Origin of the sequence: Mesorhizobium neociceri, assembly GCF_013520985.1 — a bacterium.
GTDB lineage: Bacteria > Pseudomonadota > Alphaproteobacteria > Rhizobiales > Rhizobiaceae > Mesorhizobium > Mesorhizobium neociceri.
Map to the genome: position 1 here is coordinate 164,435 of NZ_JACDTY010000012.1, position 23,214 is coordinate 187,648.

At 61.0% G+C, this 23,214-nt stretch carries 24 protein-coding genes; 2 read left to right on the plus strand and 22 right to left on the minus strand.

Translation table 11 applies throughout. The annotated features are described in order from the left end of the window. Positions 1 to 65: 65 nt before the first annotated feature. The 8 genes from ccoS to ccoN all read right to left on the minus strand — a co-directional run bounded on the left by ccoS (position 66) and on the right by ccoN (position 8,111). Positions 66 to 221, minus strand: a complete 156-nt coding sequence (gene ccoS / locus H0241_RS23025) for a cbb3-type cytochrome oxidase assembly protein CcoS (protein ID WP_181060129.1) — start codon at positions 219 to 221, stop codon at positions 66 to 68. Beyond that, entirely contained in the window at positions 221 to 2,500 is a 2,280-nt protein-coding gene (locus tag H0241_RS23030; RefSeq protein WP_181060130.1) for a heavy metal translocating P-type ATPase, read from the minus strand. Before H0241_RS23030 ends, ccoS begins: the two co-directional genes overlap by 1 nt. Beyond that, a complete protein-coding gene (locus tag H0241_RS23035; RefSeq protein ID WP_181060131.1) occupies positions 2,497 to 3,012 on the minus strand; it encodes a FixH family protein in 516 nt (171 codons plus the stop codon). Before H0241_RS23035 ends, H0241_RS23030 begins: the two co-directional genes overlap by 4 nt. Continuing rightward, a complete protein-coding gene (ccoG, locus tag H0241_RS23040) occupies positions 3,009 to 4,565 on the minus strand; it encodes a cytochrome c oxidase accessory protein CcoG (protein WP_328824791.1) in 1,557 nt (518 codons plus the stop codon). The genes H0241_RS23035 and ccoG overlap by 4 nt, the downstream gene beginning before the upstream one ends. 164 nt (positions 4,566 to 4,729) lie before the next feature. Continuing rightward, positions 4,730 to 5,593, minus strand: a complete 864-nt coding sequence (gene ccoP / locus H0241_RS23045) for a cytochrome-c oxidase, cbb3-type subunit III (RefSeq protein ID WP_181060133.1) — start codon at positions 5,591 to 5,593, stop codon at positions 4,730 to 4,732. A 2-nt stretch (positions 5,594 to 5,595) separates the two neighbouring features. Next, positions 5,596 to 5,745, minus strand: coding sequence for a CcoQ/FixQ family Cbb3-type cytochrome c oxidase assembly chaperone (locus H0241_RS23050; RefSeq protein WP_027040368.1), 150 nt, complete (start codon positions 5,743 to 5,745; stop codon positions 5,596 to 5,598). A 12-nt stretch (positions 5,746 to 5,757) separates the two neighbouring features. After that, on the minus strand, positions 5,758 to 6,489 hold the full coding sequence (gene ccoO, locus H0241_RS23055) for a cytochrome-c oxidase, cbb3-type subunit II (RefSeq protein ID WP_181060134.1): 732 nt from the start codon (positions 6,487 to 6,489) through the stop codon (positions 5,758 to 5,760). Further along, positions 6,486 to 8,111, minus strand: coding sequence for a cytochrome-c oxidase, cbb3-type subunit I (ccoN, locus tag H0241_RS23060; protein WP_181060135.1), 1,626 nt, complete (start codon positions 8,109 to 8,111; stop codon positions 6,486 to 6,488). Before ccoN ends, ccoO begins: the two co-directional genes overlap by 4 nt. 147 nt (positions 8,112 to 8,258) lie before the next feature. Here ccoN and H0241_RS23065 point away from each other — a divergent pair, with 147 nt between their 5' ends. After that, positions 8,259 to 8,777: a hemerythrin domain-containing protein gene (locus tag H0241_RS23065; RefSeq protein ID WP_235984425.1), complete on the plus strand. Its 519-nt coding sequence runs from the start codon at positions 8,259 to 8,261 to the stop codon at positions 8,775 to 8,777. A 16-nt stretch (positions 8,778 to 8,793) separates the two neighbouring features. On the opposite strand, the gene H0241_RS23070 is transcribed toward H0241_RS23065, so the two are convergent. Continuing rightward, positions 8,794 to 9,537 carry a Crp/Fnr family transcriptional regulator gene (locus tag H0241_RS23070; RefSeq protein WP_181060136.1) on the minus strand — a complete coding sequence of 248 codons (744 nt, stop codon included), beginning with the start codon at positions 9,535 to 9,537 and terminating at the stop codon, positions 8,794 to 8,796. Positions 9,538 to 9,692: 155 nt separating this feature from the next. Between H0241_RS23070 and hemN the strand changes: the two genes are divergently transcribed. Further along, positions 9,693 to 11,042, plus strand: coding sequence for an oxygen-independent coproporphyrinogen III oxidase (gene hemN / locus H0241_RS23075; protein ID WP_181060157.1), 1,350 nt, complete (start codon positions 9,693 to 9,695; stop codon positions 11,040 to 11,042). 372 nt (positions 11,043 to 11,414) lie between these two features. Here the strand turns inward: hemN and nodS are convergent, their stop codons facing one another. The 13 genes from nodS to H0241_RS23140 form a co-directional block, all read right to left on the minus strand. Then, positions 11,415 to 12,044: a nodulation methyltransferase NodS gene (gene nodS, locus H0241_RS23080; protein ID WP_032901602.1), complete on the minus strand. Its 630-nt coding sequence runs from the start codon at positions 12,042 to 12,044 to the stop codon at positions 11,415 to 11,417. 459 nt (positions 12,045 to 12,503) lie between these two features. Further along, positions 12,504 to 12,785: a helix-turn-helix domain-containing protein gene (locus H0241_RS23085; RefSeq protein ID WP_050596747.1), complete on the minus strand. Its 282-nt coding sequence runs from the start codon at positions 12,783 to 12,785 to the stop codon at positions 12,504 to 12,506. A 572-nt stretch (positions 12,786 to 13,357) separates the two neighbouring features. Continuing rightward, positions 13,358 to 13,699, minus strand: a complete 342-nt coding sequence (locus tag H0241_RS23090) for a DUF2274 domain-containing protein (RefSeq protein ID WP_407941765.1) — start codon at positions 13,697 to 13,699, stop codon at positions 13,358 to 13,360. Beyond that, positions 13,642 to 14,850 carry a TrbI/VirB10 family protein gene (locus tag H0241_RS23095; protein WP_181060137.1) on the minus strand — a complete coding sequence of 403 codons (1,209 nt, stop codon included), beginning with the start codon at positions 14,848 to 14,850 and terminating at the stop codon, positions 13,642 to 13,644. The genes H0241_RS23090 and H0241_RS23095 overlap by 58 nt, the downstream gene beginning before the upstream one ends. A gap of 10 nt (positions 14,851 to 14,860) precedes the next feature. Further along, positions 14,861 to 15,892: a P-type conjugative transfer protein TrbG gene (gene trbG, locus H0241_RS23100; protein ID WP_181060138.1), complete on the minus strand. Its 1,032-nt coding sequence runs from the start codon at positions 15,890 to 15,892 to the stop codon at positions 14,861 to 14,863. Further along, the gene (gene trbF / locus H0241_RS23105; protein WP_027040379.1) at positions 15,882 to 16,613 is read right to left on the minus strand and encodes a conjugal transfer protein TrbF; all 732 of its coding nucleotides are present in this window, start codon (positions 16,611 to 16,613) and stop codon (positions 15,882 to 15,884) included. The genes trbG and trbF overlap by 11 nt, the downstream gene beginning before the upstream one ends. Then, on the minus strand, positions 16,614 to 17,936 hold the full coding sequence (trbL, locus tag H0241_RS23110) for a P-type conjugative transfer protein TrbL (protein WP_181060139.1): 1,323 nt from the start codon (positions 17,934 to 17,936) through the stop codon (positions 16,614 to 16,616). A gap of 34 nt (positions 17,937 to 17,970) precedes the next feature. After that, on the minus strand, positions 17,971 to 18,696 hold the full coding sequence (trbJ, locus tag H0241_RS23115; protein ID WP_181060140.1) for a P-type conjugative transfer protein TrbJ: 726 nt from the start codon (positions 18,694 to 18,696) through the stop codon (positions 17,971 to 17,973). Further along, on the minus strand, positions 18,693 to 21,143 hold the full coding sequence (gene trbE, locus H0241_RS23120; protein WP_181060141.1) for a conjugal transfer protein TrbE: 2,451 nt from the start codon (positions 21,141 to 21,143) through the stop codon (positions 18,693 to 18,695). Before trbE ends, trbJ begins: the two co-directional genes overlap by 4 nt. After that, positions 21,137 to 21,409: a VirB3 family type IV secretion system protein gene (locus H0241_RS23125; protein WP_027040383.1), complete on the minus strand. Its 273-nt coding sequence runs from the start codon at positions 21,407 to 21,409 to the stop codon at positions 21,137 to 21,139. The genes trbE and H0241_RS23125 overlap by 7 nt, the downstream gene beginning before the upstream one ends. Further along, positions 21,409 to 21,717, minus strand: a complete 309-nt coding sequence (locus H0241_RS23130) for a TrbC/VirB2 family protein (RefSeq protein ID WP_027040384.1) — start codon at positions 21,715 to 21,717, stop codon at positions 21,409 to 21,411. Before H0241_RS23130 ends, H0241_RS23125 begins: the two co-directional genes overlap by 1 nt. A gap of 11 nt (positions 21,718 to 21,728) precedes the next feature. Further along, a complete protein-coding gene (trbB, locus tag H0241_RS23135) occupies positions 21,729 to 22,697 on the minus strand; it encodes a P-type conjugative transfer ATPase TrbB (protein ID WP_181060142.1) in 969 nt (322 codons plus the stop codon). Then, positions 22,694 to 23,107 carry a CopG family transcriptional regulator gene (locus tag H0241_RS23140; RefSeq protein ID WP_027040386.1) on the minus strand — a complete coding sequence of 138 codons (414 nt, stop codon included), beginning with the start codon at positions 23,105 to 23,107 and terminating at the stop codon, positions 22,694 to 22,696. The genes trbB and H0241_RS23140 overlap by 4 nt, the downstream gene beginning before the upstream one ends. Between the last annotated feature and the right edge of the window lie 107 nt (positions 23,108 to 23,214).

Genomic DNA, 23,214 nt, shown 5'->3' on the forward strand with positions numbered 1-23,214 from the left:
AGCAGTTGTTCCGGACGACTCGGCTTACGGCCGGCATCCGCACGGCCGCCTGCACAGCGGCTTATTCAGCGTTCCGGCTTGTCGCCCTGGTCGATAAGGATACGCTCTGCTGCCCCGTCGAGATCCTCGTATTGACCGCTTTTCAAGGCCCATAGGAAGCCAGACAGCCCAAGCCCGCCGAGGAGCAAAGCCACAGGTATCAGATACGCTAGCGTCGTCATTACAACTGTGCCAATCCGCTACTGTTGGAGCGTCCATCATTGGGAACAGTTTTCGTTGGTGCGTCCCGAACAAAGCCTTCCAGGCGCAATGCATTCCCGATCACCAGCAGTGATGACGCAGACATGGCAATCGCCGCGATAAGCGGAGTGACGTGCCCTAGAATAGCGACTGGTACAGCGATGGTATTGTAGAGAATTGCGACGGCGATGTTTTGGCGAATCAGCCCTCCCGCCTTCCGCGAGACCTCCAGAGCAAGGGATACTGCGAGAAGGCTTTCGCGCAGGAAGACGAAATCCGCGGCATTGCGACCAATCTCGGCTGCGCTGGCCGGAGCGATCGAGACGTGAGCCGCGCCCAGGGCGGGCGTATCATTGAGTCCGTCGCCGACCATCAGAACCTTGTGTCCGGCCGTCGCCAGCGTTTCGATGCGCTCAACCTTGCCGGATGGCAGGAGGTCCGGGACGAAGCGGCGGATATCTAACAGGTTTGCAACCTCACGGCAGGCGGCTGCGGTATCGCCCGACAGCATTTGCACCGACACCTCTTGCTCGTTCAACTTCAATATGGCTGCCCTGGCGTCAGCGCGCAGCGCATCCTCGAAAACAAACGACGCAACTATGACCCCGTCTTTCGTCAAAACCGTTCCGCCATTTGTGCCTTTGCCGCTGATTCGAGCTTTCCACGCCGCCCATCCGCGTCGGCCAAGCCGCCACGTGCTGCCCGCAGCGGTGCCTTCGATCCCGCATCCGGGGTACTCACTGACGGACTCAAGTTTTGGCTGACCCGCAAAACCCCCAAGGCCGGCCAGCGTCTTTGAAAAAGGGTGGCGGGAATGCGCAGCCATGTCGGCCGCGATGGCCAGCATGGCCGGATCGATTGCTGCCACATTGACGAGTCTGGGCAATCCTAGGGTCAGCGTACCGGTCTTGTCGAACACGGCGGAGTCGATTGCGGCGAGACGCTCCAGAGCCGAGCCGTCCTTGACCATGACTCCGGCCTCGAACAGGCGCCGGGCCGCCATGACCTGGACAATCGGCACGGCAAGGCCGAGGGCGCAGGGGCAAGTGATGATGAGCACGGCGATGGCGACGGTGATGGCGCGGTACCAATCGCCGGACGCGATCATCCAGCCGAGGAACGTGGCAAAGGCCGCCAGATGGACCACGGGCGCATAGAGCGCCGATATCCGGTCCGCAATCCTCCTGTAGCGCGAGCGGCCTCCCTCTGCGGCCTCCATCAGCCGGACCATTTCCGCCAGGAAGGAATCCTTCGCGGCGGCGGTTGCCTGCATCGTCAGAGGACCCGTCAGGTTCAGCGTGCCGGCCTGGACATGGGTGCCGGCACTCACGGTTTTGGGAGCGCTCTCGCCGGAGACGATCGAGCAATCCAGGTCGGAATTCCCGCTGATGATATCGCCGTCGACCGGTATCCGTTCCCCGGCCGCGATGAGAAGGCGCATTCCCGGCATGAGCTCGGCGACGGGCACGTATTCGCGCGTGCCGTCGTCCCGCAGGACAATGGAACCCCGTGCGACAAGCCGCGACAGGCCATTGACCGCGGTTCGCGCCCGCTCACGCATAACGTGGTCCAGCGTGCGGCCGATCAACAGGAAGAAAAGCAGCGATACCGAAGCGTCAAAATAGGCGTGCTCGCCGTGATTGATCGTTTCATAGAGGCTCATCGCGTAGGCGAGCGAAACACCCACCGCGATCGGCACGTCCATGTTCATCCGGCCATGGCGCAGCGCGTTGGCCGCGGAACGAAAGTAGATGCCGCCGGCGAAGGCGAGCGCCGGGATGGCGATCAGCGCGGATATCCAGTGAAACAGATCCCGCGTCGCGCCTTCGGCGCCGGACCAGACCGACACCGACAGCAGCATGATGTTGCCCGCCGCGAAGCCCGCGACGGCGACGGCGCGGATCAGCTCCGAGAGAGTCTTGTCCTTCTCATGGATTTCCGGGTCGAACAGGTGTGCCTGGTAGCCCAGCCGTGAAAGCGTGGCGAAGAAAGGTGGGACCTCGTCGCCTTGCCAGCGGACCGACACGCGTTTCGTCGAGAGGTTGACGCGGGCCATTTCGACGTTTTCGAGCTTGGCGAGCGCCGCCTCGATCGTCTGGATGCAGCCCCCGCAATGGACAGCCGGCACCGACAAATCCGTCTGGTGAATGTCTCCGCCCAACGCGCGGCTGGCCAGCTTGATTTCGTGAATGGAGGGCAAAGCCGATGCCGCGTCGGCGACTTCCAACGCCATTTCTGCTCCGGGCGCGCAGCAGCTCATTGCAGGACCCCGTTCGAGATCATGACGCGACGAACGTCGCGGAACGGCGAAGCCAGGCCTGCGTCGGCATCGATCTCGACGATCCAGACGCCGTTCCTTGGCGTGTGCCGGGCGGCAAATTCTTCGGTGTTCCCGGAAGTGCCCCCGGACGACGCGGCAAGTGTCAGGGCTTCATCCTCGGCTTCGTAGGCCGGGTGGCGGAACAGCACCTTGACGCCGTGCAGCGGCACCGGCTTGCCTTTGCTGTCTGCAAGGCTGTAGCGGACTTCGCCGGAGGCGACGGTCAGCTTGCCGGTCCAACCGAGCGCCGCTTGCGCCCGTCCTTTCCTCGCTTCTTCGTTGAACTGCTGACTAGCTACATAGCTGTCCTCAACTATGAGGCCGGACCAGCTCCTGCTGGCGAGTGTCGCCATAGTCAGATTGACGGCGATGACCACACCAAAAAAGGCGAGAATGGTGGTTAACATGTGTCTGCCGGTGAATTCCCAGCTTCGTTGCGTGTTGACGCTCATCTGGCGATCTCCGGGGTGCTGAAAGTGGCGGTGTATTCGTCCGCCTCGAAACTCGCCTTGTCCTCGGCGCGGAATTTGAACGTTTGGGCTGCGCCTCCGAGCCGGTCCGCCGGTTGGCGCACAAAAATCTTCAGCATCTTCAGGCGGTCGGGTTCGACTGGAACGGCGAAGGACCGGCCTGCCGGAAGATCAATACCAACGACGCTCATTTCGGCTCCCGGCAGGCCCTGTATCGTGACGACGATCGTCCTCGGCTCGGGGATCATGTTGAGCAGCTTGACGGTGTATCCGTTGCGGATTGACCCGTCGGAGAGCGTCACAAATTGCGGGTTGCGGTCATGCAGGACATTCAGCTCGAGCCGCTCGCGGGTCAGCAGCGAATAGACCAGTGCGAGCCCGACCGCCGACCAGGCGCCGAGATAGATGAAGGTGCGCAGCCGAAAAATCTTGCGAATATGGAAATGCGCCAAGCTGTCGGAAAATTTGCCTTCATCCGTCCTGACAAGGGAAGGATTCACTGTGGAGGAACCGCCCGCTGTTGCCACCGCCATATTGGCGCTGTAGTCGGACAATGTCGCATAGGAGATCAGCCCGTGCTCCTTGCCGAGCTTGTCCATGACGTCCTTGCAAGCGTCGATGCAGAGCGCGCAGGTGATGCATTCGAGCTGCTGGCCGTCGCGGATGTCGATCCCCATTGGACAGGCGGCGACACAGGCGTTGCAGTCAACGCAGTCGCCGACCGGCTGCCCCGCGGGCAAGGCCTTCTTGGCGTGGCGCGAACGAGGCTCGCCGCGCCAGTCGTTATAGGTCACGGTAAGCGAATTCTCGTCGAGCATGGCAGCCTGGATGCGCGGCCAAGGGCACATGTAGGTGCAGACCTGCTCGCGCATCAGCCCGCCGAATGTGTAGGTGGTCGCCGTCAGCACAGCGATGGTGACGTAGGCGGCCGGAGCGGCGGCGCCGGTGAAGACTTGGCCGATCAGCATCGGCGCGTCGGCGAAATAGAAGATCCATGCGCCGCCGGTGGCTACTGCGATGATCAGCCAGATAGCGTGCTTGGTTGCGCGTAGCACCAGTTTGCGCGCCGTCCATGGATGGGCGTCGAGCTTCATGCGGGCGTTGCGATCGCCTTCGATCGCCCGCTCCACAACGAGAAACAGGTCCACCCACACGGTCTGCGGGCAGGTATAGCCGCACCATGCACGGCCGACGGTCGAGGTAATCAGGAAAAGGCCGATTCCGGCCATGACCAGAAGGCCGGAGACGTAGTAGAACTCCTGTGGCCATATCTCGATCAAGAAGAAGTAGAAACGGCTGTTCGCAAGATCGACCAGCACGGCTTGATCCGGGGCGAACGGCCCGCGATTCCATCGCAACCAGGGTGTCAGGTAATAGATGCCAAGCGTGATCGCCATCACCAGCCATTTAAAGTGGCGAAAGTTGCCCGAGGTGCGCTTGGGGAAGATCTTCTTGCGCGCAGCGTAACGCGTCGGGCGCGTCTTGGAGGGATTGGCTGGCGACGCTTCCAGCCGTCCTATCCGCGTTTCACCCACGTGCGTCTCCACTCCCCAGCCATGTCAGAGCCCGCCTGTCGAACACCTTTGTTTTTGAGGCGGTCCTCGCCGTTGAGGCAGGGTCCAGCCTGACGGTGTCGAGGCCCGGCTTTCGCCGGGCCCCGTCGCTTGGCAGGGGAAGGCCGAGAATAGGGCTTCCGTTCCTATTCTCCGCCGCCAAGCGAATGGACATAGAGTGCAAGTTCCTTGACTTTGGCTTCGCCCAGACGTCCAAGCCATGCCGGCATCACACCATGCTTGGGTCCCCGGACCTGCGCGGCGATGGCCGTCTCGCCGCCTCCGTAGAGCCAGATAGAGTCGGTCAGGTCAGGGGCGCCGAATTCCCTGTTCCCCTTCGCATTGTCGCCATGGCAGGCGACGCAATTTTCCGCGAAAACCTTGGAGCCTGGTTCGATTAGGCTTGCATCTTTAACTTTGCCGGAGAGGCTGGCGACGTAGGCGCTGACCTGTGCGATCTGGTCGGCGGTGATGAGGTCGCCAAAGGCCGGCATTTCCGACAGGCGCGTGTCTGGATCTGACGCGAAGCGAATGCCATGCATAATCGTCTGCTCGATCTGCTCGGCCTTGCCGCCCCACAGCCAGTCGTCGTCGTTGAGGTTGGGAAAGCCCTTGGAGCCCTGCGCGCCGGAGCCATGGCACTGAGTGCAGTTGACCTTGTACGCGGCGCCGCCGGCTGCGATGGCGAATTCACGTAGGGCGTCGTCCGCGGCGATCTCAGGGAGACTTTTCGATTCTATCGCAGCGACATATTTTCCCTTCCCCGCTTCCGCCGCCGCCAGCTCATTGTTGACCCCGTTGCGGCTCGAATAGCCCAGCACACCCTTTGTCGCCGAGTGCAGCAATGGCCATGCCGGATAGGCGATGGTGTAGCCGATCGCCCAGGCAATCGTTACGTAGAAGGTGGTTATCCACCAGCGCGGAAGCGGGTTGTTCAGCTCCCGGATGCCGTCCCATTCGTGGCCGGTGGTCGACACGCCAGAGATATCATCGATCTGCTCGTCGCTCATGATCACTCGTCCTGAAGCGGAATTCGCGCGGCTTCATCGGCCAACTCGACGCTGCCGGGGCGGAGCGCGAAGGCGATTGCTCCGACAAAGAAAAGTGCCATGGCGACCAAGCCCCAGCTGTCAGCAAACTCCCGCATCAAATTGTAATCCATGGATAAAACTCCTCAGCGGTAGCCGGTGGTTTCCTTGTAGTTTTTGTAATCGACCAGCGTGCCGAGCATCTGGAGATAGGCCACGAGGGCATCCATCTCGGTCACCTGTTGCGGGTTGTTGTCGAAGTCTCCGATCTTGGCTTTTGGATAACGGGCCTCGAGGCCGGTCGGGTCAGCATTGGGATCAGCCTGGGCCATCAAATCGGCGTTGGCATGCGCGATCATGTCATCGTCGTAGGGGACACCGACACGCCGGTTGGCGACCAGGTTCGTAGAGAAATCCTTCACCTCGATCGGGGTGTCTTTCAAAAACCCATAGCTTGGCATGATCGATTCCGGCACCACGGAACGCGGGTCCGAAAGATGCGCGACATGCCAAGCGTTCGAGTAGCGATCGCCGACGCGTGCGAGGTCCGGCCCAGTGCGCTTGGATCCCCATTGGAACGGGTGATCGTACATTGACTCGGCCGCCAGGCTGTAATGGCCGTACCGCTCCACCTCGTCGCGGAACGGCCTGATCATCTGGCTGTGGCAGAGGTAGCAGCCCTCGCGCACATAGATGTTGCGCCCAACGAGCTCGAGTGGCGAGTAGGGACGCATCCCGTCGACCTTCTCGATCGTGTTGTCGAGATAGAAGAGCGGTGCGATCTCTACGATGCCGCCGACGGTCACCACAAGAAGGGAGCCTACGAGAAGAAGCGTGGCGTTCTTCTCGATGATGGCGTGTCTATCTATCAATCTCATCTTCTGGCTCCCGATCGCGCAACTCGGAGGCCTGCAAGGGAACCTGGCATCGGCTGCTCCTCGCGTCGGTATCCGAGGATGGTCATGGCGATGTTCCAGGCCATGATTAGGGCGCCGGACAGATACATGGCGCCACCGATAGCGCGCATCACGTAGTAGAGGTGCATGGCGGCCACCGTCTCGGCGAAGGAATAAACCAGGAGACCCTGCTCGTCGTATTCGCGCCACATCAGCCCCTGCATGATGCCGGATACCCACATGGCGGCGGCGTAGACGACGATGCCGAACGTCGCCAGCCAGAAGTGCCAGGTAACCAGCCGCAGCGAATAGAGCCGCTCGCGGTTCCAGAGCTTCGGCACCATGTAGTAAATCGCGCCGAACGAGATCATTCCTACCCAGCCGAGCGCGCCCGAATGGACGTGACCGATAGTCCAGTCGGTGTAGTGCGACAGCGAATTGACTGCCTTGATCGCCATCACCGGGCCTTCAAAAGTCGACATGCCGTAGAAGGCGATGGCCGCGACCATCATGCGGATGATCGGATCGGTGCGGATCTTGTCCCAAGCGCCAGAGAGCGTCATCAGGCCGTTGATCATGCCGCCCCATGAGGGCATCCACAACATGATCGAAAACACCATGCCCAGCGTCTGCGCCCAGTCGGGTAAGGCCGTGTAGTGAAGGTGATGCGGCCCGGCCCAGATGTAGAGAAAGATCAGCGCCCAGAAGTGGATTATTGACAGGCGGTAGGAATAGACAGGCCGATTGGCCTGCTTGGGCACGAAATAATACATCATGCCGAGGAAGCCGGCGGTGAGAAAGAAGCCGACTGCATTGTGTCCGTACCACCACTGCGTCAACGCATCCTGGACCCCTGAAAACGCTGAGTAGCTCTTAGAACCTAGAAAAGAGACCGGCATCGATAGATTGTTGACCACGTGTAGCATCGCGATGGTCACGATGAAGGACAGGTAGAACCAGTTGGCGACGTAGATGTGCGGTTCCTTGCGCTTCAGGATGGTGCCGAGGAATAGGATGAGGTAAGCGACCCAGACGATGGTCAGCCAGATGTCGACATACCATTCAGGTTCGGCGTATTCGCGGCTCTCGGTGATGCCGAGCAGGTAACCGGTCGCGGCCATGACGATGAAAAGCTGGTAGCCCCAAAAGACAAACCAGGCGAGATCACCGCCGAAGAGGCGGGCGCGACAGGTGCGTTGCACGACGTATAATGACGTGCACAGCAGCGCGTTGCCGCCGAAGGCGAAGACGACGCCGGAAGTGTGCAGCGGCCGCAAGCGTCCGAAATTGAACCAGGGCTGGATGTTGAGATCCGGGTAGGCCAGCTGCAGTGCGATGACCACGCCGACCAGCATACCGACCACACCCCAGAACATGGTGGCGACGGCGCCATAGCGGATCGGCCCATCCATGTAAGCGGAAGGGTCGACCGGAGCTACCGGCTTCAACTCGGTGTTGCGCATCAAGATGGCGGTAAAGCCAGTCAGGGCGAAAAACAGCACCCACATGTGCTGGCGGAAAGGTCCATCGACGCCGAAGCCGGCAGCCACCAACGCCGCAAAAGCAAAAAAGCCAAGCACGACGATCTCTGTGCCGAATTTCATCGCAATCCCGATCTCGAGTCCGGCGGACGCCACGTCCGCAATGCATTTTATTGCGCAGCCTCTGCCTTGCTCGCCCTGACCTATGTCAGGGCCGTGCGATTTTACTTCGGCCAATATCGAGAACTCAGTGCGATGAGGAGATGGCGATTGAACCAGAAAACGCAGAACGGGCTCCCGCGCTCATGGACAACCCTGGCATCGTCGGTCCGAGCGCGTGCGGAGATGGCTCCGGGCGATCTGATGAACCTTGCCCATTTGGAAAAGCTGAGGCTCTGCAGCGCTCTGGAAAGCATTGCCGATGGTTTGCCGAACGTCGACTGCGCCAGATGGCTCGGAACGGCCAACGCGATCGTTCCGCTGCTCCGAGACATTCATAACTTCGAGGAGACTGTGATTTTCCCCGCGTATAAGGCCTGCTTGACCTCAGCTGAGGTTGACCTTGGCACTACCGGCCGGTTGCGCCTCGAGCACATCAAGGATCAATGCTTCGCCGGCGAGCTGGCCGAAACACTCCTGGCGATCGGTAAGGGTGATCCGATAGAAAGCGCGGAAGCTATCGGCTTCATGCTACGCGGTTTTTTCGAAGGATTGCGGCGACACATCGCATTTGAACGCGAGCATATCCTGCCGCGCATCGGAGTAGCCGACGCCGGCACCCCCGGTTAGGCCTCGTGCAAAGAGCTCACAGTGGCGCCACTCGCCCGCCGCAGCGCTGTTCCAGGCGGCTCATGCTGTCCACCGTCACATGACGCTTGTTTTCGATCCGGATCACGCCATCCGCCCGCAGTCGAGTCAGCTGGCGGCTCACGGTCTCGTTCGTAAGCCCAAGGAAATCAGAAATTTCAGCCCGAGTCAGCGGCAGATCAAAGCACGTCGGCCGTTCCGCAGAATCAACACCGGAATGCATATTCCGGCCGATCATGAGCAAAAAGCTCGCCACTTTCTCCGGTGCGGTCTTGCGTCCAAGAGTCACCATCAATTCACGCGCATCGTCTAACTCGTTCAGCGTCTGCTTGAACAGCCGATGCTCAAGTTCCGGAGACTCCTTCATCATTCGTTCGACGGCCGCTCTCGGAAACGAGCACAGCGTCACAGAAGTTGCTGCTTCCGCATTGATCGCGCTTTCCAGCTTGAAGGGTCGTCCCAGAAAATCGGGTGAAAATTGCAGACCGACGATCTGCTGGCGACCATCCGAAAGGGTCTTCGTCAGCTTCACCACGCCTGAAAGCAGGTTCGAATAGCTGTAGACGGGCTCGGCGTCGCCAATTAGTGCGCCTCCTGGCTCGATCTTGTGCCTCGTCGTAGTTTCCGCGAATCTGACCAACTGATCGGGATCGAGCGCACCGCAGACACCGCTATGCCGGGCCTCGCAAGAATGGCAAAGAACCGGAATGGGGGAACTGTGAATGTTCTGTCCTACTGTCATTACGCTCGCTCTGCCGATTCCAAATACGAGCAGGATAGCAATCTGGGGTAGAGAAATCCTTGCGGCAGTTTGTCCGTGCTGGCTTGACCGAAATCAGGGCTTCGGCTTGTCGATGCATCTAGGCTTGCGACCGCGCAAACACAGTGGACCGCGACATGCAATCGGAATTAGCTGCAAGGCTTGGCGAGAATGTCCCTCGCTACACCAGTTACCCCACCGCGCCGCACTTCCATCCGGCCATCGATGCTGCCGTCTACCGCAGCTGGCTGGCGGCGCTCGAAGGCGGTGCCGAGATCTCGCTCTATCTTCACATTCCCTATTGCGCCAAACTGTGCTGGTTCTGTGCGTGCCATACCAAACAGACGCGCCGCTATGAGCAGGTGAGCGACTATCTGCCTTCACTATATGCCGAGATCGCGACGATTGCCGGTCTTGTCAGCGGAAAGGCGCTGGTGCGTGCAATTCACTTCGGTGGCGGTTCGCCGACGATCCTGAACCCCGATGACATGGTTGCTCTGACAAGGGCTTTGCGCAATAGCTTCGATTTTTTACCGGACGTAGAGATCACCGTCGAGATTAACCCCAACGACATGGACGATGCACGCCTCGACGGGCTCGCCAAAATCGGCATGACGCGGGCGAGCCTCGGGGTACAGGATTTCGATCCGAAAGTGCAAAGGGCGATCAACCGCGAGCAAAGCTTTTCGCAGACCAAGATAGTGGTAGATGGCGTTCGTTGTCGCGGCGTCCGATCGGTCAATCTGGACCTGCTCTATGGCCTGCCGCACCAAACCCAGGACAGCCTCAGTTCCACCGTGGCGCAGGCGTTGACCTTGGAACCGGACAGGATAGCTCTGTTCGGCTACGCCCACGTGCCGTGGTTCAAGAAACACCAGATCATAATCGACGAGGCATGGTTGCCGGTCGCCACGGAGCGGTTTGCCCAATCGCAACTCGCTGCACGAGCCATTGTGGGCAAGGGATACGAGACAATCGGGATTGACCATTTCGCCAAACCTGGGGACGCGCTGGCACGTGCGGCGCGCACAGGGACTCTGCATCGCAACTTTCAGGGCTACACGGAGGACCGCTGCGAGATATTAATCGGCCTTGGCCCTTCATCCATCAGCCAGCTTCGCCAAGGTTACGCGCAGAACACGCCTTCAACGGCCGCGTATGCTCGAATGATAGGAGATAGAGGATTGGCCGTTGTGCGCGGCATCGCGCTGTCCGACGACGATCGCGTCCGAGGCTGGATCATCGAGCGGCTGATGTGCGATTTCAAGTTCTCGGCCATCGATCTGCTACAGCGCTTCGGCGAAGCGGGCCATAAGCTTCTCCGTCAGGCAAGCTCCGTGGGTTTATATAATTCAGTTCCATTGCTTGAACTTGATGGCGAATATTTCGTCGTGCCGGCTGAAAGCCGCCCGTTCGTCCGAAGCATCGCGGCCAAGTTCGACGAATTTTTCGAAGGCGGAACGGGGAGGCACTCCTCGGCAGTCTGATCAGCAGAGACGGTCGGCAGCCGTTACGGTCGATTGCGTATGAACTACAGACGACTCCATTATCCGGTCGTAACTGCCGTGTTGTCCCGCCCATCCCGGCCTTGAGGCGAACACCCCCTTGCGGGCACCGGAATACACAAGCAATCATTGCGTCGTACCGCAGGGTGGTGTGCTCGGCGGCAGCGAAGCTGCTCGTGAGCGCTCCCCTCGATGGCGTTATAGATACTGTGGCGAGAGCCCGGCCTGTGGCACCCTCGGTGCTGTTGCGCAGCTACCAGGCGAGTGTCCATGCCACGACACGTCGATGCAGACACATTCGTCACCGCCTACGATCAGCACAGCATGTTGGTCGCAGTGGTTGAGATTTGCCGGTCAAAACGGCCTATGGCCGCGACATCCGGAGATCGATACGGATTTGCGAAAGCGAGTGAGCAGGCACTCTTCATTCACCGATTTGCCGCTACACCGTAACCGGTCGACCTCAGCCAGTTTTTCGCTGAAAATATCGATTGCCGTTTCGGCCCCAGCAACGTGGCCCCAACGCCGGCAGTTGGCATCGTGCGCCGATCCGAATACCAGGTGCCCACCCGCCGCAAGTAGTCCCACCAAGGAGCCGACAGCGGCACGTATTTCCGGAATACCGCCTAGATAGTAGAGAACTTCGGCTACCACGATCAGATCGAATCTTTCCTTGGTCGAGAATTCGAGGACGTCGGAAACTATCCAAGTGATGTGCAAACGCTTTTTCAGCCGTTGGCGGGCTCGAGCAATTGCCCGCGGCAAGACATCGATGACGGTGAGCCGTTGACAGTGCGGGGCTAGTTTGGCTGTGAAAGCTCCCGCCGCGCATCCGACCTCGAGCGCATTGCTAATAGGTCCCTCCGAGAGCGACAGTCGAAGCATTTCGTCGTAGCGTCTTTGCTCGAAAGGATTGCCGTCCAGTCGCCAAGGATCCTCCGTGATCATCTCGCGGCTCAACAACTGATAAACTGCATCCTGCATCAACTGGTCCCCTTGGAAATGACTGAATTCATCCTGCAAGCTCAGAGAACAGCGGCAGCAGAATTGCGTGATGGCGGTTTGAAGTGAATCGATACGTTGTTCACCGCTTGGCGCAATTTGCTAAGCAATGCACGTGATCGATTCCATTCAGAGTTTCATAGTAGGTATCGAATATGTGGGTACTATCCACCAGGTCGATTGATCGCCGCCTAGGCTGTCCTTAACCTGACCGGCAGAGCACCCGGCCAATGTTCCGGGGACAAGAACGCCGAGGGACAGGTCAATCGCCGCAACGGCCATTCGCGTGGAACGGTGCTGACGCACACATCAGACATGAAGATGACGCCGTCGATCCAACGCGGCCGGGTGGGGATCTTCGATCCAAAGATCGCCAAATACCTGCGCCGCTTCCCGATTTTACAGCATCAATATGTTTCGATGTCGGGCACGATCCGCACATCAACGGAACAGCTCGCTGACACACTCATCACGCAGCGTCGATATGGCCGACGCAGGTTCAAGAATTCCTGCTGGCAGGGAGAGCGATCTCGTGATGCGATCCCGATAGCCCTTGTTGTACCTCATACCGGACTCCATATTTTGAATTTCCTCAGCGGCTAGCCCAGACGTCACCGCCAGGTCCTCGATGGAATATCCAAGGTGCTCACGATAGGCGCGGATGATGTGGGTCCCCTCTGACACAGCCGTTAACACTGTCTCGGGAATGCGCAAGTCGTTCATAGACACCTCCAACAACAGCAGGGACACCTGAATCGGAAGATGTCCTCCCGACCTGGCGCTCCCAGCAGATCAAATCAATGGATGTCGACCGGATCGGCCTTTCCATGGAATGGCCACCTGAAATTGGAATGGCCACCCGAAATTTCGCAGCCAAATCGGGATATGGCAGTTCACCTCGTCACAAGTTCAAGAGCCTGCTGCCCGTACGATAGGCTGATCAGCTGTAGCGCAACCATTTGCCGCCACCCGAGGGCGGCCTTGTACTTGATGCCTGGCGCCGCTTCAAGCAGCCGCGACGCTTCCTTCACGGCAAGCCCTCAAGCAGCTTGCGCGGATGCCAGCGCCTGGCGCGCGCCGGACCGCGCCGCTTCAATGTCAGCATGAACGGGAATCACAGCGCCGAGACCGCGCCGTTGCTGGCGTCAGTGCTGATACGGATCTAGCGCCGGATTGCAAGAAACGGCGAAGCTGTCGGGGCCGGCGCAGACATAAGCCCTTCGTCCCAGAATAGGATGATCGCGTTGTTCGACAAGCAGTGAGAACGCGCAATTCCTAGGCCTACCAGTTTTGGTTCAACCTGAGCCCGACTCCGACTGGCGCCGGGACTTCTCCGACGCGCCAGGGCCTGGGAGGCCTTCCTTCCTGGCCTTAGCAAACGCTCGGTCGCCTTCGAGGAACCCGGCCAGCATAAATGGAATGAGCTCAGCTACCGTCTCAGACTCGCCGTACGTCTGACGGTAAAGCGCGGCATAGTCCTGGAGCTCTTGATATAAGTCGGCGCTAACAGTGATGGTGATTTGGAAGGCGTCCGGTTCGGAAGCTTTCCAAGCTTCAGATTGGCCATAATTGCCCCTTTTCAAGGTCTGTAGGGTCGCAGCACAAGATCCTTGTGCACGATGACGCGCAGCGGCCAACCAGGGCGGACGGTGATGGTCGGTTGGACGTTGAGGTTCTTTTCGGCGACCCGTTGCCCGGCTCGGCTGACGTTCTGCTGGGCAGATTCGCGGATTGCCTTCACCAGATCGCTTTCGTCGTCTCCGAGGCTCAATTCGGTGCCCACGCCAAGCAAGGTCGCAAGCGCAACACCCTTGATCAGCTGCCAGGTGTGGAAATCCACCTTGTCCTCAAGCCCAGCATAGCCCGCAGTGTCGGTGGCGGGCAGATTGTCAATTTCGATGGAGGAACCGTCGGGCATCATTATTCGCTGCCATAGCAGCAGGGCGCGTCTTTGCCCAAAGGCTACAACGCTGTCATAGGTGCCGATTAGTCGTGAGCCCTGCGGAATGAGCAGAGTGTGGCCTGTGACGGTGTCGTGCACGTTCTCGGTGACCTGTGCGACGACAAGGCCGGGCAAATCGGAATTGATCCCGGTGACGAGACTTGCCGCGATCACGCTGCCGGCCATCAGCTGATATGGAGAGGCAGGCGTCTGCAGGGCATGCGGATTGTAAATGCCGCCGGTGTTCCGCTGGCTAAGAAAGTCGAGCTTGCGCTGCTGGTTGTTCTGGTCGCCCTCGGCCGGCGCAACGGACGCGCGTGCCGTATCGGCTTGCGGGAGCGCCTCAAACGGCTGCTGCGCACCCTGCCCGCCGCCGGTGATATCTATCTGTCTGGGTCGACTGTCAATCCGGAACAAGATTTGCGACTCGCGCGCCGCGATCGCCTGCTGGGCAAGCCGCTGCTCCTCGGCGGAAGCCTCCTGCCCCGGCGCGATACCGAGCTGTCGCTGACGTTCAAGGATCGGGCGGCCGAGATCACCAGGCAGCGGGGGTCCAAGCACGGGAGGTTTCGGCTTGATCTCGGAATAGTCCATGGGCAGGTTATCAAGCGCCTCAGCGGTTGGCTTGCGCTCGGTATTGTACCGGTCTTCCGCCAGATCCTTGATGTGCAGGGCGGATCCTTTAAGCGCGATCATAGTGACACCAAACACGGCACCAGATCCGAGTGCAGCGATAGCGATGATCACGCTACGTCTGAAGCGCACAGCACGGCGGGGCGAGGCTCGCAACTGCAGCTGCTCGGGATCGAGTTTTGGAAAGGTACTGGGGCGGGACGTATCGGCCATGAGCTCCCCCTCACCTGCCAACACGCGAAAAGAGTGCCATGTGCCGCGCCGGCTGCCGGCCGTCGGTCCTTGTTATGCGCACCACCTGCTGTTGCTTGGTCCCCAGACGCAGTTCGGCGGCGGCAAACAGACGATCGACGATGAAATAGTTGCCCCGCATTCGGTAGTTGACGAGCTGGTTGTTGCCGTCAGCACCAACGATGAAGAGAGGTGGCGCCTCGCCCTGATCGATGCGGCGCGGGAACTCGATATAGACCTTGGTGCCGTCGTCGAAAACGCGCGTCGGCCTCCAGGGCGGTGTGTCGCCGCTAATAGAGTAGCGGAAGCGAAGGTTCTCGAGCGCCACATTCGACGCGGCAGGCATAGCCGCATCGGCGCGAGCGTTGCGCTGACGGAGCGCAATGATCTGGTCTTCACTGTATGTCCAAGAGATCGCGGCCATTGAGGTCTTCTCGGTGCTTTGAAGTTGCAGGTGGTAGGCGCGCCGGTCCGTCGTGATGACGAGATTGGTGGCAATCCCCGGCGCGAAGGGTTTTACCAGCACATGGGTGCGCTGGTTGTCAGCGGCGCCGCTGACGGTGTCGCCGATGACCCAGCGCACCGTGTCACCAGCCGACACGGCTGTCAGTTTCTCGCCCGGTTGCAGAGCGATATCGCTGACGCGCTCCGGCGCGGCATAGAGCTGGTAAAGCGCGCCATCGGTGAAGGGATAGACCTGGACCGCATTAACATACCCGTACTTGGTGGGTTGCTGGGTGGCCGCCCTGTTGGCATCGGCGACGCGTTCTTCAGGAGAGAGCTTGTCGTCGGCTGTGACCTTAGCCGGATCGGACTGTAACTGGCCGGGAAGCGGCAACGGCTTTGGCACCTCGACGATCTTGACCGGCTTCTCCGGCGGCTTCTCGATCGCAGCCGGTTTGAAGTCGGCTGCGTCGTAGGAAATCTCAGGCGGCGGCACCGGCTTCGATGCGCAGGCGGAAAGAACTGCTGCAGACGCCGACAGGATCAGCACCGCACGGAGCGATGGCTTTCTACTTTTCATTGGCAGGCTCCTTGGGGGAAACGGACGGCGGCGCGACGCTGTCGAGCTCGCGCGACCAGTCGATGGCGTTGATGAAGACGCCGAGCGGATTCTTGCGTAGCTGATCAGTATTGCTCGGCGGGCGAATCGCGATGGTGAGAATCGCTGTCCAGCGCGTCGTACTGACCAGGCTGCCGCGCTCAAAGACTTGCTCGGTCCACTTGACCTGGAATGAGCTTTCGGAGGCTCTAACCACGCTGGTCACCTGCACCGAGACGCTGCGCGTACCGATCTGACCGAAGGGATCGTTCGCCTTGGCGTACTCGTTGAGGAAGAGCGCTGCGCGGTCGGTGGCAAAGTCGTAAGCTGCCAGCCAGTTCTGCCGCACCAGCACCGGATCGGTGGAGAGCGAACGGACATTCTGGATGAAACGGCCCAGATGCCAGGCGATCTGGGCATCGGATGGCTCGTAATCCCGGACTGCCGGCGCAACGGCGCGCGCCTCACCGAAGCGGTCGACCTCGACGACGTAAGGCACGACACGGCTTTGCATCGACTGCCATGCAAGTCCGCCGGAGAGTCCTGTTGCCAAAGCCAAGCAGCCAAGTGCCATCAGCCGCCAATTCCGAGCCTGCACCCGAGATGAGCCGATGCGCTCGTCCCAGAGCTGGCCGGCCTTCTGGTAAGGTGTTACGGGCTCGGGCGTCTTGCCGTAACGCTGAACGGGTCGCTTGAAGAGCATCTAGTCGTCCTTGTCGTTGAGAGAGGGATTGGCGCTGCCGCCCGGCCTGTCGCCATCACGGACGGCCTGCATGGCGGTGTGGCGATGCGCACGGGCGGTCTGTTCGGAACGCAGGCGCCTGGCCCAGCCGGGCGCGGCATCGGCGGCCGTGCCAGCTGGGCTTCCGGTCATGGACGCGGTCGGCGCACCGCCAGTCGCGGTCCAAGCGGCTTCGCGCCCTGCATCGGCGTTGCGTCCGAACGTTTGCGCAGCCGATCGCGCTGCCCGCATCGCGGCGCCGCCGGCGGCACCCGCCACGCCGTGCATTCCGGAAGCTACGCCGGAGACGCCGGAGTGAGGTGAGGTTGCACGTCCCAACTGCCATGCCGAGGAAGCTGCCGAGCCCATGGTTGTGCCGGCTCGGACTGCGGCGAGACCTCCGTTGGCTGCCGTGCGCGTGCCAGCAAACGCAGCGCCTCCGGCAACGAACGATGCACCGGCGCCGGCCGCGGTGGTGCCCAGTGCGGCGCCAGCGCCAAGCTGCGGCGCGCCGGAAACAAGGCCCGAAGCGATCCCAGGTCCGAAGATGCCAAGACCAAGCAGCGCCAGCGCACCTAGCACCTGTGACATGGCCGCGGCCAAATCCGGCTCCTTGCCTTGCAGCGCGGAAGCGAACTCACCGAAGAGCGTGGAGCCGATGCCGACAATGACGGCAAGCACCATCACCTTAATGCCCGACGAGATGACATTGCCGAGCACGCGCTCGGCCAAGAACGCCGACCGGTTCCAGAGCGCAAAGGGGACCAGGGTAAAGCCTGCCAGCGTGGTGAGCTTGAACTCCAGAATTGTGATGAAGAGCTGGATGGAAAGAATGAAGAAGGCGATGATGACCAGGAACCAGGCCACGAGCAGCACGAAGATGGTGAGCGCGTTGCCGAAGATTTCGGGAAAACCAAGAAGCTGGCTCGCCTGATCGAGAAGTGGCCAGGCGCCCTCGAAACCGGTCGCCGCAATACGGCCAGGATGCAGGAGATTGTCGGCGGACACATTGCCGGAGGAGGCGTTGATGCCGAGGCCGGCAAAGGAGCGATAGATGATATCCGCGAGGTTCTTGAAGTTGTTCAGGATGAAGGCGAAGACGCCGACATAGAGCACCTTGCGGATGAGCCGGCCGAAAATGTTGGGTTCGCCCCCGAGCGCCCAGGCCAGGCCGGCGAGCGCGATGTCAATGCTGATCAGGGTGGTGGTGAGGAAGGCGACGTCGCCAGAGAGCAGACCGAACCCGCTATCGATATAGCGGATAAAGGTCTCCATGAAGCGATCGATGACCCCAAGGTCGTTCATGCCGCCGCCGTCCTCGTGGTGATGAAAATGAAGATCAGTTGCCGGGGTAGGCTGTGCCGGTGCCCAGGAAGCGCTTCGTCGTCTGGCGGGCTGTTTCCTCGGACTGCGCCTTGCGCGCCGCATCCTCGGCCTCAGCACGAAACTGCGTCGCGAGCAGCGTCTGGATCTGCATCTGCTGCTTGGTCGAAAGCGCGATCAGCTGATTGGTGGCTTGGCTCGCCTGAAGGGCACCTGCCGCACCTTGGCTGCGGTTGACGAGGTCGGCGAGCAGGTCGCCATCGCCGCGGACATTCTCGACGATCTGCGACTGGACACGCATGGTCTGTCGGAACGCCTGCATGGCGCTCTGCCAACGCTCGCGCGCGGCGCTAGCAACATCGTTGATCTTGATCGTGGCATCGTAGCTATCCGGATATTGCTGGCGCCACTGGTCCTGGAGCTTGTCGAGATCGAAGCTCAGGCCACTCGCCTGGTCCATCAAGCCATCGATACGATGGAGCGCACCGGTAAGCTGGCCTACCGAAGAGAAATCCAGGCTCTGAAGGTTGCGCGCCATGTTCTGCAGCATGGTCGCCTGGTTCTGCAGCGACTGGATCTGGTTGTTGATCTGCTCCAATGCGCGCGCCGCCGAGAGCACGTTCTGCGTATAGTTTGATGGATCGAACACGATAAGCGCGTAGGCCGGCTGAACATAGTCGGCCAATGGTTTGGCGATTAGCGAAACGGTGATCAGGCTGGAAAAAAAGCGGCGTCCCATCATGATGATTGCTCCTTGTCTGGCTGGGGGAATTGCTGGAAAAGCTCGGCAGCCCAATCGAGGCCGCGCGCGCTCAGGAAGCGGGAAGCGAAGCTCTCCTCCCCGTGTTCGGACAGGATCCTGTCGATGAGGGTCTGCGTGGCTGGATCGGAGGCGCCGCAAAGCGCAAGCGTGATTGGGCCTAAGCCCAGCTCGAAGAGCCGGTTGCCGCGGCGCGACTGCAGATAGTATTGCCGCTTCGGCGTGGCGCGCGCGATCAGTTCGATCTGCCGTTCGTTCAGCCCAAAGCGCTCATAGGCTGCCCGAGCCTGCGGTTCCACGGCACGATCGTTGGGAAGAAAAATGCGCTGCGGGCAGCTCTCGATGATTGCGGGCGCGATTGACGAGCCAGCGATGTCGGCAAGCGACTGCGTGGCGAAGATTACGGACACGTTCTTCTTTCGCAGCACCTTCAGCCATTCGCGGATGCGGGCGGCAAACAGCGGATTGTCAAGATAGATCCAGGCCTCATCGAGCATGAGCAGCGTCGGCCGCCCGTCGAACCGCTCCTCGAGGCGATGGAACAGATAAGTCAGCACCGGCAGGACAGCGCTTTCCTCATGCATCAGTTCCTCGGTCTCGAAGCACTGCACGTCCGAGTTGGCGAGCCGATCATCATCCGCGTCGAGCAGCCGGCCGAAAGGACCGTCGAGCGTGTAGGGCATGAGCGCCAACTTCAGCGCGTTGGACTGAAGCAGCACCGCGAGGCCGGTGAGCGTTCGCTCTTGCGCCGGCGCGGTGGCAAGGCTGGTGAGCGCCGACCAGATTGCCTCCTTCACCTCTGGCGTGACGGTGACGTTCTCATGAGCAATCAAGCCGGTGATCCATTCCGCCGCCCAGCTTCGGGTAGCGGGGTCGCTGATCTTGCGCAGGGGCTGGAAGGCAAGCGCACCGTCGGCACCCAAGGCATGGTGTTCTCCGCCCATGGCAAGCGTTGCCGCGCGGGCCGAATTGCCCTTGTCGAAGAGATAAACTTGCGCGTCGGCATAGCGTCGGAACTGCAGAGCAATTAAGGTGAGCAGAACCGACTTGCCGGCACCGGTCGGTCCAACGATGAGCATGTGGCCGACATCGTCCACATGGGTGGAAAGCCGGAACGGCGTCGACCCGCTGGTCTCTGCAAAGAGAAGCGGCGGGGCCTCTGTCCGTGTGACCTTGGTCAGATGCTCGTTCGAGGTCGGACCGGCCCACACCGATGATAGCGGCATGAGATGGGCAAGGTTTAGCGTGTGGAGGAGCGGTTGGCGCACATTGGCATAGACATGACCGGGCAATGAGCCGAGCCACGCTTCGACTGCATTGACGCTTTCACGGATCGTGGTGAAGCCGAGGCCATTGATGATGCGCTCGACCGCGCGAAGTTTCTCCGCCGCGGCTTGGCGATCCTCGTGCCACACCGTCACGGTCGTGGTGAGATAGCCGAAGCCGACATGATCGCCGCCCAAAGCCTGAAGGGCGGCATCGGCATCGAGCGCCTTATTATCGGCGTCGCTGTCCACGAGAGGAACGGCTTCGTTCGTCACGACCTCGCGCAGGATGGCCGTGATCGATTTGCGCTTGGCAAACCACTGCCGGCGCAACCGCGTGAGCGTCTTCGTGGCTTCCGTCTTGTCGAGCGGGATGAAGCGCGTCATCCAGCGATAGGCAAAATCCTGGTGGTTCAGCGCGTCGAGGATTCCGGGCCGCGTGACATTGGGAAAGCCGAGAACGGTGAGTGTGCGCAGATGCTGTTCACCCAGCATCGGTTCCAGGCCGCCGGTAAGCGACGCGTCAACCAGGATGCCATCCAAATACATCGGCGTTTCCGGAACGGCGACTGGGTGGCGGCGGGTCGAGACGGTGCCGTGCAGATAGGTCAGCGTCTCGGCATCGTCGAGCACGCGCACTTCGGGCATGAAGCCCGACAGGAGGTCCAGCACACGGTCGGTCTCGTCACGGAACCGCGCCAGCTCCTGGGGCCAGTCTCTTTCCCCTTCCGCACGACGCGAGTCGACGAGCGCGTTTTCCGCCCGGGCCTGGCTGTCCGGTGGCGGCATGAACAGCAAGGTCAGGTGATAACGGCTCTCGAAGTGCGCGACCTTGCCCTCGAAGGCCGCACGCCGCTCTTCATCGACCAGCCACGACGCCGCGTCGGGAAAAGTAGAGCTCGGATAGCCCCGCGCTTCGGTGCGCTCGGCTTCGAAGAAGAGTGCCCAGCCGGAGCCGAGCCGTCTGAGCGCATTGTTTGCCCGCGAGCAAACACCTACGAGTTCGGCTTCCGTCGCGCTTTCGAGATCCGGGCCGCGGAACCGGAACGTCCGCTGAAAGCTGCCATCCTTGTTGAGCACGATGCCGGGCGCGACCAGCGCGGCCCAAGACAGGTGGTCGGCAAGCCTGTCGGCTTTGCTGCGGTATTCCGAAAGGTTCAGCATGCCAGCCACCCCTTCTGGCGAAGGTGGCGGATAAGCACACTGGCGAATTCCGGATCGCGCCTCGCTGCAAAAACCGCGATCGTGTGGCCGGCAATCCAGAGCATCAGCCCTGCGATCCATTGCTGCAGGCCAACGCCGATTGCCGCGGCCACTGTGCCACTAAGGATCGCCACCGCTCGCGGTGCGCCGCCCAATAGGATCGGCTCGGTCAATGCCCGGTGAACCGGTACCTCGAAGCCTTCGATATGCTGCTCTCCGGGGGCCATCAGACGAGCGCTCCACCACCGAAGGAGAAGAAGGATAGAAAGAAGCTCGATGCAGCAAAGGCGATCGACAGCCCGAACACGATCTGGATAAGCCGGCGGAAACCGCCTGCCGTGTCGCCGAAGGCGAGCGTCAGGCCGGTGGTGATGATGATGATCACCGCGACGATCTTGGCGACCGGTCCCTGCACCGATTCCAGGATCTGCTGTAGTGGCTGTTCCCACGGCATGCCGGAGCCGGCCGCATAAGCCGGGGCAGTGAGAACAAACGTGAGCGCGGCGGACGAAAGAAAGCGAAGCTTCTTGCGCATGAAGTGACCTTTCAAAGCTGTTGAAGTTGCGGAAGCGTGAGTTGGGTGACGGCGTAGTCGCCGCTGCCATCGAGACCAGTGACCTCGGCAATCGCATCAATGTGGCGCGAGGATCCGCGTCCGGCGATGAAGACAATCAGACCGATGGCATCGGCGATGAGGCGGCGGGGGACGGTGACGACGGTTTCCTGGGCGAGCTGCTCAATGCGGTAGAGGGCAGAGCGCGCCGAATTGGCGTGCACGGTGGCAATGCCGCCGGGGTGCCCGGTGTTCCATGCCTTAAGCATGTCGAGGGCTTCGGCGCCCCTCACTTCGCCGACGATGATCCGATCGGGCCTGAGCCGCAGCGTCGAGCGTACGAGGTCGGCAAGCGTCACCGCACCCCGCCTCGTCCTCAAGGCAACACAGTCCTTTGCTGCGCATTGCAGTTCGCGCGTATCCTCGATCAGGATTACCCGTTCGTCACATTCGGCAACTTCGGCCAGCAGCGCATTGGCAAGCGTCGTCTTGCCCGAGGACGTACCGCCGGCAACCAGGATGTTGCGCCGCTCGCGCACTGCCTTCCTCAATGCATCAGCCTGCCCCGGAAGCATGATGCGATCGGCAACATAGTTGGCCAGCGTGTAGAGTTTTGCCGCAGGCTTGCGGATGGCAAAGCATGGCGCCAAGACGACTGGCGGCAACAGCCCTTCGAAGCGCTCGCCCGAGGGCAGCTCGGCACTGACAATCGGGTTGTCGGCATGCACCTCGGCACGGACGTGGGAGGCGACGACGCGGATTATGCGTTCCGCCTCGGAAGGGTGCATGTGCACGCCGGTTTCGATCCGGCCTTCGCCCAACCGGTCGAGCCTCAGCGCGCCGTCGGGATTGACCATCACCTCGATCACAGCCGGATCGGCAAGCGCCTCAGTGATCGCCGGCCCCATGGCGGTGCGCAGCATGGCGCGGCGGCGATGGTTAGCCTCTGGGTGGGAGCTCATCCTTCCCCTCCCCCGCCACCGTCTTTGCCAAGCGATCGTTTGCCGGAAGCGATTTGGCGGCCGACCTGCTCAACGAATTTATCGAAACGCTCCTGAGCGATGGCCTGCGTTGCCCTGTCCGGGATCGGCGTGTGAGCGTGGAGCGTGATCGAAAAGCGGATGAAGAGCGCGAGGCTCTCCAGGATCATCTCGCCATCGCGCCTGACATGAGCGAGTTCGCGCGAAAGACGGTCGAGCCTCACGCCGTAGCGCCGGTCGAGCTCGATCTCGCCACGCCGTTCGATGTACGCCTCGACCGCCTTCGCAACGATCGCGGACTTGGTGGTCGAGGGATCGCGGCTTAGGTTATCCAGTTTCTTGCTGAGCTCTGGCTCAAGCAAAAACTGATGTCGAATGCGGTGGGGCTTCATGCGGCTCGTTCCACGGGCCAGCGCTTGGCGCGCCGGCGACGGGAACAAGCATCGGCCGAACACCAGAAATCTGTTATGGCCCTTAACTACGCTGAGATGCGCTCTGC